At 72.8% G+C, this 13,487-nt stretch carries 9 protein-coding genes; 2 read left to right on the forward strand and 7 right to left on the reverse strand.

Annotated features, from left to right (window positions below; translation table 11 throughout):
• Positions 1 to 92: 92 nt before the first annotated feature.
• The 6 genes from ACZ79I_RS32190 to ACZ79I_RS32215 all read right to left on the reverse strand — a co-directional run bounded on the left by ACZ79I_RS32190 (position 93) and on the right by ACZ79I_RS32215 (position 9,085).
• Positions 93 to 1,175, reverse strand: a complete 1,083-nt coding sequence (locus ACZ79I_RS32190) for a DNA polymerase III subunit beta family protein (protein WP_471502049.1) — start codon at positions 1,173 to 1,175, stop codon at positions 93 to 95.
• Between the two features lie 911 nt (positions 1,176 to 2,086).
• Entirely contained in the window at positions 2,087 to 3,004 is a 918-nt protein-coding gene (locus ACZ79I_RS32195) for a DUF4232 domain-containing protein (protein WP_471502051.1), read from the reverse strand.
• A 118-nt stretch (positions 3,005 to 3,122) separates the two neighbouring features.
• Positions 3,123 to 3,806, reverse strand: a complete 684-nt coding sequence (locus ACZ79I_RS32200; protein ID WP_471502053.1) for a formylglycine-generating enzyme family protein — start codon at positions 3,804 to 3,806, stop codon at positions 3,123 to 3,125.
• A gap of 398 nt (positions 3,807 to 4,204) precedes the next feature.
• Complete coding sequence (locus ACZ79I_RS32205; protein ID WP_471502055.1) at positions 4,205 to 4,996, reverse strand: S1 family peptidase; 792 nt, start codon at positions 4,994 to 4,996, stop codon at positions 4,205 to 4,207.
• A gap of 216 nt (positions 4,997 to 5,212) precedes the next feature.
• Positions 5,213 to 8,023, reverse strand: coding sequence for an ATP-binding protein (locus tag ACZ79I_RS32210; RefSeq protein ID WP_471502057.1), 2,811 nt, complete (start codon positions 8,021 to 8,023; stop codon positions 5,213 to 5,215).
• Between the two features lie 228 nt (positions 8,024 to 8,251).
• The gene (locus ACZ79I_RS32215) at positions 8,252 to 9,085 is read right to left on the reverse strand and encodes a helix-turn-helix transcriptional regulator (RefSeq protein ID WP_471502059.1); all 834 of its coding nucleotides are present in this window, start codon (positions 9,083 to 9,085) and stop codon (positions 8,252 to 8,254) included.
• A gap of 99 nt (positions 9,086 to 9,184) precedes the next feature.
• Here ACZ79I_RS32215 and ACZ79I_RS32220 point away from each other — a divergent pair, with 99 nt between their 5' ends.
• Together ACZ79I_RS32220 and ACZ79I_RS32225 are read left to right on the forward strand one after the other, a co-directional pair.
• A complete protein-coding gene (locus ACZ79I_RS32220) occupies positions 9,185 to 10,873 on the forward strand; it encodes an AMP-binding protein (protein ID WP_471502061.1) in 1,689 nt (562 codons plus the stop codon).
• Positions 10,870 to 12,483: an AMP-binding protein gene (locus ACZ79I_RS32225; protein ID WP_471502063.1), complete on the forward strand. Its 1,614-nt coding sequence runs from the start codon at positions 10,870 to 10,872 to the stop codon at positions 12,481 to 12,483. The genes ACZ79I_RS32220 and ACZ79I_RS32225 overlap by 4 nt, the downstream gene beginning before the upstream one ends.
• A 39-nt stretch (positions 12,484 to 12,522) precedes the next feature.
• On the opposite strand, the gene ACZ79I_RS32230 is transcribed toward ACZ79I_RS32225, so the two are convergent.
• Positions 12,523 to 13,224 (reverse strand): hypothetical protein, encoded by a 702-nt coding sequence (locus ACZ79I_RS32230; RefSeq protein ID WP_471502065.1) that lies wholly within the window; start codon positions 13,222 to 13,224, stop codon positions 12,523 to 12,525.
• Between the last annotated feature and the right edge of the window lie 263 nt (positions 13,225 to 13,487).

Consider the following 13,487-nt stretch of genomic DNA (forward strand, 5'->3'; position numbering starts at 1 on the left):
CCGACGGAGTACGCCCCCTCTCGGCGGCGCCGCCCCCGCGTCTCCGGCGGCTCTGCCGTCACCGAGAGGCACTGCGGGCCGTGGGGACCACGCTAGTTGTCCAGGCGGACCGGCATCAGGATCGAGAAGGCCGGTTCGTCGTCGGGCCGGCGGATCGCGAGGGGTGCCGTGGGGGCGCCGAACTCCAGGATCAGCCGGTCCCGGGCCCCGGCCGCGAGCGCGTCCAGCAGGAACTCGCGGTTGACGCCGACGTTGCCCTGCTCGTCGTCAGCGTCCTCGCAGAGGGCCACCGTGCCGTCGTCCGCCACCCTGAGCACACTCACGTCGCAAGGCACACCGTCCTGTCCGCGCACCTCGCTCGCGCGGACCGGACCGGTCCGGAGCGCCTCCCTGAAGGCCGCCGTGTCGACGAGGGCCCGGCGCCCGGCCGGCAGGTGGACGAGGCGGCGGTAGTCGGGGAAGTCGTGGTCGAGGCACTGGCCGGCCGCCTGGCGGTCCCCGGCCGCCAGCGTCACGCGGTCACCGTCCACGGTGAGTTCGACGGGTTCCCCGCCGTTCAGCAGGGCCCGCATCGCGTCGGCGAGCGGGAGGGGCACGATGGCCTGGACTCGGGGGCCGCCGTGTCCGGCGGTGTCTGCCTGGGCGACAGCCATGCGGTAGCGGTCGGTGGCCGCGACGCGGAGTTCTTCGCCCTCGATGTCGAACAGGATTCCGCCGAGCATCGGCAGCTCCGGGTCGGTACCGGCCGCGAAACGGACCGCGTCCAGCGCGGCGGCCAGCTCCGGCGCGGGGACGGACAGCCGGACGGTGGCGGTGCGGAGCGACGTCATGGGGTTCTCCCTGTGGTCGAGTAGGGCTCGGAGCGTGGAGAACTCGCTGCGGGCGTCGGACAGCACCCGTTCGAGACGGCGCAGGTGGGCCTGGAGGAGCCCCCGCACCAGGTCCGTGTCCGGGGCGGACCAGCCGGCCAGTACCAGCCGGATGTCCGTCAGCGGCACACCGGCCCGGCGCAACCGGGCCAGCAACCGGGCCTCGTCGAGCTGCTCGGGGCCGTACCAGCGGTAGCCGCTGACCGGATCCACCCAGGCGGGGGCCAGCACACCGGCCCGGTCGTAGAACCGAAGCGCACTCACGCTCAGTCCGCTGTCCCGCGCCATCTCCCCGATACTGCGCATCTCGCTCTCCACACCTGGAACTCTGGGCCCTCGACAAGGTCGAGGGTCAAACCCGCCGGGCCCCGCCCCATCCCGAACGCGTCGCTCATGCGGGGCAGTCGGCCTGCGTGGTGGCCGTGCCCCAACGCATCATCAGGTAGTGGGACCGCCGACCTCCGCCACGGCGTAGCGCGAGTACGGCCACGCGCTGCCCGCGCTCTCCTGCTGGTTCACCAGGGCCCGGCATGCCTCACCGGCTGCCATGGCCGCCCATGACTCGACCTGATCCGAATTCTCCCTGGCCGGGGAGCGGGAGTTCGACCGGATCGTCCGCCGGGCCCTGCTGCCGATGTGCGCGGCTATGTCGCCGCCCTGCGGCGGGCCCGGGACACGGTCCGGGTCCGCACCGTGTGGAGCGGCCCCCCGACACCGGCCGTACCGGTGCGTGCCACCGTCCAGGTGCTCGTCGAGGTCATCGACGAGGCGCAGCACGAACTACTGGCCATGACGTACGCGGCGCGTCCGTATCCGGCGCCGACCCAGGTTCTGGCCAAGGTCGCGGACAGGGGCGTGGAGACGCGCATCGTGGTCGAGACCCTGGCGGGTGCGGGCGGACTTCTTTCGGGAAGGGAGCCCGCCGACGCGTTCGCGGCCGCACCCTCTGCCTCGGCAGCGCCAGCAGTTCCGCCGACGGGCGACGGGAGCATGTGCGAGCCAAGGTTCGCTCGACGTCTTCACGCACCCACGCCCTTCCGTCCCGAAGTGCGCTCCGCGCCCACGCCACCCGCCGCGGCGCTCGTCACCCCGCACGCCACCGGGACCATCTCCAACGCGGCCCGACGGAACCGGGACACGGCTCGGGGACCCGTACAACGGCCGTCCAGGACCCGTACGAGCAAGGTCGCAGTGGAGGCGCCGAGACCGGACGGGTCCTACTTCGGCGGGCGCGTCCAGGCGCGGACCGCCAGCTTGCCGGTGGTGCCGAGATCGAGGTCGGGTGTCACGGTCACCGGAGCGGCGCCCTGTTGGGCCCGCACCCTGACGTACGGGACGTCGACGGCGGTGCCGGACTCGGTGGTGTTGCGCCACATGAGGCCCGACAGGGCGCTCTCGCCCGGCTTCAGGACCAGTGGGCGGGCCGGCTCGTCGAATCCGGTACCGGTGCCGATGCCGCCACTTCCATGGACGATCCGGACGCCGTGGACGGGTGACAGATCCTCGTCCAGCAGTTCCAGGAGCGGGTAGTCGTCGAGCGGGTAGGCGCGCTTCCCGCAGTTCTCCAGGTGCAGACCCACCACGCGCAGCCCCATCGCGGCGTCGCCGTCATCGGCGGTGAGGCGCAGGCCGGAGGGCGGGCACTCACCGGACGCGGGCGGCGCCTCGGCGGCGGGCACCTTGGTCACCCGGGAGACCTTGACGCGAGTCACCCGGGACGCTCCGGGGGACGACATCCCCAGCCGGACCGTGCCGCGCGCGGTCGCGCCGGGGCGGACCCGACGCACGGTCTCGTGGCTGTTGTCCATGACCTCGCCGGTGTCCGTGATGAAGTCGAACAGGATCGTGTACGTCAGCGCCTCGGTGCCGTGGTTGGTGACTTCGTAGGCGGCCGATATCCCGGAGTCACCGGTGGGCAGGGGGTCGGCGTGGACGGGCAATCCGTCGGAGCCGGGGGTGGGCGTCGGGGAGGGGATGGTCACCGAAGTGATCCGGACGCCGTCCACGGGCGGGGCGGTGACGGGGGTTCCGGACGCGGGGGCGGCCGCGCCGGAGGCGCCCGCCTGTTCGGAACCGCAGGCCGTGAGCAGCAGGAGTGCGGTGAGGGCCGGAAGAAGGGGGGTGGCTTTGCGCATCGGACCATCCCATCAGCGCCGTGAGCGCCGAGCCGTGACGCAGGCCACAGGTCCGGTCACAGGCGCGTCACGGGCGGCGGGAGTTTCACGAGCGTTTGACCGGGTTGCAGGCGCACTGTCACGGCCGAGGGTGTGGTGCGGAGCGCGCGATGCGAAATCCCACGTCGTCGATCCGGAAGGTCGGGTGGCTTCGCCGCCGCACCGACGCCCGGCAGCTCCAGTGCTCGTCGGCCCATCCACCACCACGGAGCACCCGGTAGGTGCCGTACACCTCGGCGTCGTAGACGTCCCAGCACCAGTCCCACACATTGCCCAGCATGTCGTACAGGCCCCACGCGTTGGGTTGCCTGCCGCCGACAGAGTGGATCCGCCCGTCGGAGTTGCCCCGGTACCAGGCGACCTCGTCGAGCCGGCCGTACCGCGGGCCAGTAGTACCCGCACGGCAGGCGTGCTCCCATTCGGCCTCGGTCGGCAACCGGTAGCCGTCAGCGGAGGTGTCCCATTCGGCCGTCTCGGCGCCGACGCACGGGTGGTACGCGGGCGCCAGCCCCTCCTGTCGGGACAAGGCGTTGCAGAACTGGACCGCGTCCCACCACGAAACACCCTCGACCGGCAGCCGTTCGCCTTGGGCGCTGCTCGGCCGTCGGCCTGTGACTCGTGCGTACCAGGACTGGGTGACCGGGAACGCCGACATCTGAAACGGCGCGACCTCGACCGGCCAACTGTTCTGCGTCCGCCGGTCCGACAGCGTCACCCGCCCCGACGGGACCGCAACCATCTCGTTCCCTGCCCCCGCGCCCATGACAGGCCACCCTACCGGTGTCTTCCCACGGTTCTGCCGATCACTCCGGTCCCCGAAGAAGTGCATGTTCGACCTGGCATCTGCCCGGTTGCCAGGTCGTTCGCGTTCCCCCGGGTCACGGGGGCGGCGGCCGTGCGTCGGTGACGACCGTGTGGCGGTCCCGCCCGGGACGCCGAGAGCGAGGGCGTACGGCCCCTTTCCGAGATGCCGCCGCGAGTGTCGGGGCCACCGCTCCAGCGGTGGTGGAGGCCGGGTCGGTCCTGCGAACCGCCAGGTGCCGGCCCCCAGACCGGCGGGACCGGGGAGGGGGCAATGGATAGGGGGCGTTGCGGGCCGCTCGTGGAGGCCCGCAACGCCCCCTGGTATCTACCTGAGGGGTACTCAGGAGCTTTGTGGGGTTATGAGTTGACCTGGGCCGTCACCAGGTTCGAGAAGGTGGTCAGCCGGGTGTAGACACCCGGGTAGCCGGCCTGGGCGCAGCCGTTGCCCCACGATGTGATGCCCGCCAGGACACCCCCGATGAGCAGAGGACCGCCGCTGTCGCCCTGGCAGGTGTCCACGCCGCCGGAGGAGTAGCCGGCGCACACCATGTCGCTGGCGAGGAAGTCCGAGCCGTACGAGCTCGCGCAGCTGGAGTCGGACACGATCGGCACGGTGGCGGTGCGCAGCTGGTTGGAGGAGCTGCCGCCCTCGGAGGTGGTGCCCCAGCCGAGGACCCGGGCGGTGGTGCCGGCCGCGTACACGCCCGTCTGGGAGGACGAGACATAGGACGCCGTGGTGTACGGCATCGAGGTGGACAGGGTCAGCACCGCCACGTCGTCGCCGTTGGTGGCGTCCGTGTAGGCGGGGTTGATCCATATCTTGCTGACTCTGCTGACCGTGCCGTTCGTGCCGTTGAGGTAGGTGCGGCCGCCGACCACGCGGACGCTGCCGGTGGTCTCGCCGACCATGCAGTGCGCGGCGGTGACGACCTTCTTGGCCGCGACCAGGGTGCCGCCGCAGAACTGGTTACCGGAGGCGTCCGTGATCTGCATCATGAAGGGGTACGCCGTGGTCGTGGTGGTCGTGCCGCCGACGATCGGCTGGGGCGCGGCGACGGCGCCGGGGGCACCCAGCAGCACGGTCGTGGCGGCGGCGGCACTCGCCACGAGGGCGGCGGCGGCCTTCCTGGCGCGGTTGAGCCCGAACATGAGTCTCCTCAGGGTTGCCGGTGGGGGGTCGCGCGGGTGGGGGGTGGTGCATGGGGGTGGCGGGACCGGCCCCCATGTGTCCGGCGAGCGGCACGCCCTTACGCTAGAAGCAGGACGGGTACTCCCCCAATGAGGGAACCCCCTAGCGGAGTTGGGCAGGGAAAACCCTCGGTCTGCGCGCGTAAACCCGCCCCGCCGGTGCACCGGGAGCGGTGATCAGCCGGAGCGGTGCCCCGCGGCCAGCCGTACGATGTCCACCCGCGACCGGATCCCCAGCTTGCGGTAGACCCGGGTCAGCGTGGCCTCCACGGTCTTCACGCTGATGAACAGACGAGCCGCGATCTCCCGGTTGGTCGCGCCCTCCATGACCAGCGCGGCCACCTGACGCTCGGTCGCGGCGAGGGTGTCGAGGGCGGGCCCGGCCAGCGACGGCCGGGCCGGGCCCGTCACCATCGCCGTCTCCACCTGGCGCAGCCACGGCATCGCGCGGCAGCGGCGGAACAGCCGCGCCGCCTCGTCGTACGACGTCGGTCCCGGCCGCTGGGTGCGCAGGCCCGCCAGCGCGTAGGCCGCCCGCGCCTCCTCCAGGCCGTAGCCCAGCTTCGCCAGCCGGTCCTGAGACAGCGTCAGCTTCCTTTCGGCCGCCTCGGTCTCACCACGCGCGGCGCGCACGAGCGCCTCGGCACGGTCCAGCACCGCCAGCACGCTGTCGCGCCCGAGCCGCAGCGCCCGGGTGCGCGTGTCGTCGATGACGTCCTGCGCCTCGGCCGGCTCCCCGATGGCGACCAGCGCCTCGGCCAGGTCGCCGTGCCAGCGCCCCCGGGCCGGGTCGACGACCCCGAGACCCTCCTCCAACTCCCGTACCCGGCGCAGCGACCGCACCGTTCCCGGCGCGTCCCCGGCCACCAGTTCGGCGTGGCCCAGCGCGGCCAGCGCACGCGACAGGTACAGCACGTCGCCGTCCTCCTCGGCGCGCGCCACGGCCTCTCGCGCAAGGGCCAGCGCCCTGTCCACCTCGCCGCCCGCGGCCTCCGCGAGCGAGGTGAGCATGGCGCTCGCGGCCTCCCCGATCCCGGTGTCCCGGGCCAGCCGCAGGCTCTCCCGGGCCAGGTCCAGCGCGCGCCCGCAGTGCCCGGCGCGCAGCTCGGTCTCGGCGAGGCCCCGCAGGAAGTGCACCTCGGCCTCGACCATTCCACGCCGCCGTACCTCGCGCAGCAGTGCGCTGATCGTCTTGCGCGCCTCGGACAGCTGGTCGCTCATGATCAGCCAGCGGAACCGCACGGCCCCCGCGCCGTTGTGGCTGCACGCCACCCGGGGGTCCTGCGGCTCCTTCAGCGCGCGCTTGATGGTGGCGGGCGCGTTCGGATGCCCCATCAGCGTCTCCGTCTGCGCCTGGAAGGCCAGCGCCAGCAGTTCGTTGCGCCGGTCGCCGGCCCGGGCCGCCAGGTCGGCGGCGAGCGCGCCCTCCTCCCGGGCCCGGTCGAAGTCGCCCTCCACGAGCAGCGCCCGCCACGCGAGCTGGTAGTGCACCAGGGTGAGCAGCCCGGGGTCGTCACCCGCGTCGGCCAGTGCCTGCGGGAAGGCCGCGTCGACCTCGGCCATGGCGTGCCCGGCGGCATCGATGACGATCATCCAGGCCCGCACCCGGTCCGAGGGATCGGTCGCCTGGGCCAGCACCTCGTGGGCGATGTCCCGGGCGAAGTCGGTCTCCCCGGCGGTGAGCGCGTCCGCGGCGGCCTGCAGCCGCCGCTCCTGGGGACCCGGTGCCGCGTCCACCGGGGTGTGCCGGGCCGCGAGCAGCCCGAGTTCCGCCGCCACCGACGGCGCGCCCCGGTCCCGGGCGGCGGCGGCGGCTTCGCCGAGGCGGGCGGCCACCTGCGGATCCTTGCCGGTGGTGGCGAGCGCCAGGTGCCGGGCCCGCTCGATCGGATCGGAGGCCGCCGTCGACAGCGCGGCGTGCGCGGCCCGCCGCTCCTGTGCGCTCGCCTCCGCGTACAGCGCGGCCGATATGAGGGGGTGGGCGAACCGTACGACCGGTGCGTCCCGTTCCGTCACCAGCAGGCCGAGCGCGGCGGCCTGCGCGGTCTCCGCCTCCGCGTTCTCCCGGCCCGCCGCGCGCAGCAGGGCCGGTGTGGGACGTGCCCCCGCGCTGGCCACCAGCAGCGTGCGGCGTGCCTCGGCGGACAGCGCGCCCAGCCGGTTGAGGACCAGGGTGCGCAGCGAGGTCGGCACGGGCAGCGGTTCGCCGGGGCTCGGCGGGGTCGTGCTCTCGAACAGGGCACGGCCCAGCTCCAGCGCGAACAGCGGGTTGCCGCCGCTGGTGCGGTGGATGTCGCGGACGGTGGAGCGGGGCAGGTTGGTGTAGCCGCGGTGGTCGAGGAGCTGGGCGACCTGGGCGCGCGAGAGGGGGTTGATCCTGACCGCGAGCGTGTCCGGCGGGGCGGCGCGCAGATAGCGGTCGTGTTCCTGGCCCTGCGGCTCGGTGTGCGTGCGCACCGCGCACAGCATGCGCACCGGGGTGCCGCCGAGGCGGCGGGCGGCGAAGCCGAGGAGTTCGGCGCTGGCCGGATCCAGCCACTGGAGGTCGTCGGCGACGATCAGGACGGGGCCGCGGGCAGCGAGCGCGCGGAGCGTCGACAGCACCGCGAGGCGCAGGGCGAGTCCGTCCCGCTGCAGCGTGGACTCGCCGCGGCCGGTCAGCGCGGACTCCAGGGCGGTGCGCTGCGGGGCCGGCAGCTGGTAGGCGACCTCGTCCACGACGAGACCGAGGAGGTCGGCCAGGGCCAGGAAGGGAAGATGGGATTCGGACTCGGTCGCCGAACAGCGCAGCACGGTGCGCACGGCTTCACCGTATTCCGCGGCCAGGGCCCGCAGCACGGTCGACTTTCCAATTCCGGCCGGGCCGTGCACCAGGACACTGCCCCCGCCGGCGAGCTGCGCGCGTGCCCCCGCGAACAACTCCTCGCGGCCGATGACCACGTCGGGGCGGGGTCTGCCGGACTCCCTGAAGTCCCGTCGCACGGTCACCGCTCCCCTCCGTGGTCCGTGTGTGTCGCGTCCTGGCCAATATTAGGCAATCACTCATTGAATTTCGGACAGACAGCGTGGTGAGCGATATAACACGCGGTCGGCGCGGGGGAATTCACCGGGGTCGCGAATGCCGGAAGAGCCGGCCGCCGGGGAGAGTGCAAAAGGGACGGGTGGGGGTAATCCACCGGAAGCCGTGCGGCACGGCGCCACGAACACGCCCGGGCGCTACGGCAACGCCCCGGCCCGCCGGGCCGCAACCACCGCCTCCCACCTCGTGTGCGCGCCCAGTTTCCGCATGGCGGAGCGCAGATACCCCTTCACGGTCTCGGGGCGCAGCCCCAGACGGTCCGCGGTCGCCGCGTTGGTCGAGCCCACCGCCACGCACGACAGGACGTCCACCTCCCGCGGCGAGAGCTCCACGACCCGGGCGGAGGGGCCGGCGGAGGTGGCCCCGGCCAGCCGCCCGCACACCTGGAGGATCTCGGCCCGCAGCACCGGGTCCTCGACCCGCTGGGCCAGTGTGCGCAGCGTGCCGTGCGCCTCACGGACCTGCTCCCACGCCGCGCCCTGCGGGGCGGGCTCCCGCACGGCCGCCAGCAGGGCACGCGCCTCGTCCCGGGCCACCAGCGCCTGCTCCACGTCCCGCGCCGCCTCCACGGCCGCGGCCAGCGTGCGGTCGCCCAGCGGCTGGGCCGTCCGCAGGGCGCCGTACAGCACCCCGCGCACCCGGCGGCGGACCACGACCGGCACCGCGAGCACCGACCGCAGGCCCTCGGTCGCCACCGCCATGTCGTACTCGTGGCTGATCTGCCGTGAGGCCGAGTAGTCCGTCACCGCGCACGGCCGGGCCAGCGCCGCCACCTTCCCCCCGAGGCCGTTGCCGGAGACGACGGCGAGCGAGCTGAGCGCCGCCGTCACATTGCCGCTCAGTTCGCTGATGCGAATCTGCGGCCGCCCGGCCTCCACCAGTCCGCCGAAGGCGACCGGCAGCCCCGTCGCGCGCCGCAGCCGCACCAGCGCGCCACGCACCTCCACCGCTTCGGTTGCGTCAGCTGCCACGTCCTCGCCCCTTCATCGCGGCGTACCCCCGTTCGGGGGTGGTGAGACCTTCATCAGGGATTACACGATGTGACGGCTGTCCGGCAATGAGGAGGACACATGACGGCGAACACCGATGCCATCGACGCCACGGACGCGTTCAGGGCCGCGCGGGACTTCCTGCTGGCGCACCGGGAAGACTACGCGACGGCGTACGAGGGCTTCCGCTGGCCGCGTCCGGCGTACTTCAACTGGGCGCTCGACTGGTTCGACGTCATCGCCGAGGGCAACGGCCGCACCGCGCTGCACATCGTCGAGGAGGACGGCGCCACCACCCGGCTGTCCTTCGCCGAGATGTCCGAGCGCTCGAACCGGGTCGCCAACCGGCTGCGCGAATGGGGGGTGCGGGCCGAGGACCGCCTCCTGGTCATGCTCGGCAACCAGGCCGAGCTGTGGGAGACCGCGCTGGCCGCGATGAAGCTGCGCGCGGTGGTCATCCCGGCCACCCCGCTGCTCGGCCCCGCCGACCTGCGCGACCGCGTCGACCGGGGCCGGGTCCGGCATGTCGTCGTGCGCTCCGGGGACGCCGCCAAGTTCGACGACGTGCCGGGGGACTACACCCGGATCGCGGTCGGGGGCGCGCCCGAGGGCTGGCGTGCCTACGAGGACGCGTACGCGGCCGGGGCGGACTTCGTGCCGGACGGGCCCACGCACGCCGACGACCCGCTGATGCTCTACTTCACCTCGGGCACCACCGCCCGCCCCAAGCTGGTCGAGCACACCCATGTCTCGTACCCGGTCGGCCATCTGGCGACGATGTACTGGATCGGCCTCAAGCCGGGGGACGTGCACCTGAACATCTCCTCGCCGGGCTGGGCCAAGCACGCCTGGTCGAACCTGTTCGCCCCCTGGAACGCGGAGGCGACCGTGTTCCTGCACAACTACACCCGCTTCGACGCCCCCCGGCTGATGGCCGAGATGGACCGCGCGGGCGTGACCACCTTCTGCGCCCCGCCCACCGTCTGGCGCATGCTCATCCAGGCCGACCTGAGCCAGCTGCGCACCCCGCCGCGCGAGGCGGTCGCCGCCGGTGAGCCGCTCAACCCCGAGGTCATCGAGCAGGTGCGCCGGGCCTGGGGGGTGACCATCCGGGACGGCTTCGGGCAGACGGAGACCGCCGTGCAGGTCTCCAACAGCCCCGGCCAGCCGCTCAAGACCGGCTCGATGGGCCGCCCCAGCCCGGGCTTCCGCGTCGAACTGCTCGACCCGGTGACCGGGGCGCCGGGCGCGACGGAGGGCGAGATCGCCCTGGACCTGTCCCAGCGGCCCGTCGGCCTGATGACCGGCTACCACGGCGACCCCGACCGCACCGCCGAGGCCATGGCGGGCGGCTACTACCGCACGGGCGACATCGGCTCCCGGGACGACGACGGGTACATCACCTACGTCGGGCGGGCCGACGACGTCTTCAAGGCGTCCGACTACAAGATCTCCCCCTTCGAGCTGGAGAGCGCGCTCCTGGAGCACGAGGCGGTGGCCGAGGCGGCCGTGGTGCCGGCCCCGGACGAGGTGCGCCTGGCCGTCCCGAAGGCGTACATCGTGCTCGCCGCGGGCTGGGAACCCGGCCCGGACACCGCGAAGGTCATCTTCGAGCACTCCCGCGAGGTGCTCGCCCCGTACAAGCGCGTGCGCCGGCTGGAGTTCGCCGACCTGCCCAAGACCGTCTCCGGCAAGATCCGCCGGATCGAGCTGCGCGAGGCCACGGCCGCCGGCTCCCAGAACGAGTACCGCGAGGAGGACTTCCGGTGACCGCACTGTCGTACACGCACGGAACCAGCACGACGCCGCTGCTGGGCGACACCATCGGCGCCAACCTCGACCGTGCGATCGCCGCGTACCCCGACCGTGACGCGCTGGTGGACGTGCCGTCCGGACGCCGCTGGACGTACGCCGAGTTCGGCGCCGCCGTCGACGAGGTCGCGCGTGGACTGCTCGCCAAGGGCGTGCGCAAGGGCGACCGGGTCGGCATCTGGGCGATCAACTGCCCCGAGTGGGTGCTGGTGCAGTACGCCACCGCCCGCATCGGCGTGATCATGGTGAACATCAACCCCGCCTACCGCTCCCACGAGCTGGAGTACGTGCTCAAGCAGGCCGGGATCTCGCTCCTGATCGCCTCCCTCGCGCACAAGACGAGCGACTACCGCGCCCTCGTGGACGAGGTCCGCGGCCGCTGCCCCGAGCTGCGCGAGACGGTCTACATCGGGGATCCGTCCTGGGACGCGCTCACGGCGGGCGCGGCCTCGGTGCCGCACGAGCAACTCGCCTCCATCGCGGCCGAGCTGAGCTGCGACGACCCGGTCAACATCCAGTACACCTCGGGCACCACCGGCTTCCCCAAGGGCGCCACGCTCTCGCACCACAACATCCTGAACAACGGCTACTGGGTGGGCCGCACCGTCGGCTACACCGAGCACGACCGGGTGTGCCTGCCCGTGCCCTTCTACCACTGCTTCGGCATGGTGATGGGCAACCTCGGCGCCACCTCGCACGGCGCGTGCATCGTCATCCCGGCGCCGTCCTTCGAGCCGGCGGCCACGCTGCGGGCGGTGCAGCAGGAGCGCTGCACGTCCCTGTACGGCGTGCCGACGATGTTCATCGCCGAGCTGAACCTGCCCGACTTCGCCACCTACGACCTGTCGTCCCTGCGGACCGGCATCATGGCGGGCTCGCCGTGCCCCGTCGAGGTGATGAAGCGGGTGGTCGCCGAGATGCACATGGAGGAGGTGTCCATCTGCTACGGCATGACCGAGACCTCGCCGGTGTCGCTGCAGACGCGGATGGACGACGACCTGGAGCACCGCACCGCGACCGTGGGCCGGGTGCTGCCGCACATCGAGGTCAAGGTCGTCGACCCGGCGACCGGGGTGACCCTGCCGCGCGGCTCGGCGGGGGAACTGTGCACCCGCGGCTACAGCGTCATGCTCGGCTACTGGAACGAGCCCGACAAGACCGCGGAGGCCGTCGACCCCGGCCGCTGGATGCACACCGGTGACCTGGCGATGATGCGCGAGGACGGCTACGTCGAGATCGTCGGCCGCATCAAGGACATGATCATCCGCGGGGGCGAGAACATCTACCCGCGCGAGATCGAGGAGTTCCTGTACGCGCATCCGAAGATCGCCGACGTCCAGGTGGTCGGGATCCCGCACGAGCGGTACGGCGAGGAGGTCCTCGCCTGCGTGATCCCGCGCGACCCCGCCGACCCGCTGACGCTGGAGGAGCTGCGCGCCTTCTGCGAGGAGCGGCTCGCGCACTACAAGATCCCGAGCAGGCTGCGGATCCTCGACTCCTTCCCGATGACGGTCTCGGGCAAGGTGCGGAAGATCGAGCTGCGGGAGACGTACGCGGCCCGGGAGTAGGCGCGGAGGAGGGCGCGCGGAGGAGGGCGCGCAGGCGGTTCAGGCCCGGTCGGCGACCAGTTCGTCGGCCGGGCTGTTGACCGGCTGGGGCGTGCCGGACAGATCGAGGACGAAGAGCGGGACGCCGAGGCGGTCGGCGACCCCGCGGGCGTCGTCGGCGTAGCCCGAGAGCGAGAAGTACACGGAGCGCGCGGACTCCGACAGGGCGGTGAGCCACAGGCACTCCACGTCCCGCGGCGAGGCGGGCCGCACCGTCGGGTCCACCTGCGCCAGGACGCCGTGTGCCGCGAGCCCGATCCCGTTCGGCTGCCGCCGGCCGGCGCGCCGGACGTCGCGGTAGCCGAGCCAGCGCAGATAGAGCGCGGCGGCGGTGACGGCGTCCCGCGCGGTGCGGATGGCGACGGGCTGGAAGGCGGCCCGCGGTGGCGTCGGGTCCTCGCCCCCGCCGGGCGGCGGGCCGTCCCCGCCCAGGGGTCGCACCGCCCCGTTCACCGGGATCCGGAGGATCGCCCCGCAGGGGCAGCCCAGATCCGGCTGCGGCCACTGGCCCTCGCGGCCGCAGAGCGTGCAGCGGACCGCGACCCAGTCGTCGTCCCAGGTGCGGTGGGTGACGACGGAGGGTTCCGACAGACGGTTCAGCGGCGGGGCGACCGGGGCGCCGCACGCACAGGGGTAGGACGGCGCGGTGTAGAGGTGCTCCCGGCGGCAGGCCGGACAGCGCACGGGCACGCTCTCGGGCATGGCCCACTCCAAGGTGTCACATCGGGACGGGGGTCCCATGGTGCCCCCGCCGGCCCCCTCATGTCCGTCGCTTGGCCCACCGCGGACCCCGCGGTGGTGCTGTCTTGACGACGTGCGCGCCCCCACCTACATTGCTTCCAGATAGCAGAAAGAGAATTCCATTATACGGAATTCCGTCATACGAAAACTTCAGATTCCTCTGGTGAAACTCCGTGCTCACCGCGGGGCGCGACGGGAGCGCGAATCCGACAGCCGAAGCAGGA

This window comes from Streptomyces sp. PSU-S4-23 (assembly GCF_055632315.1).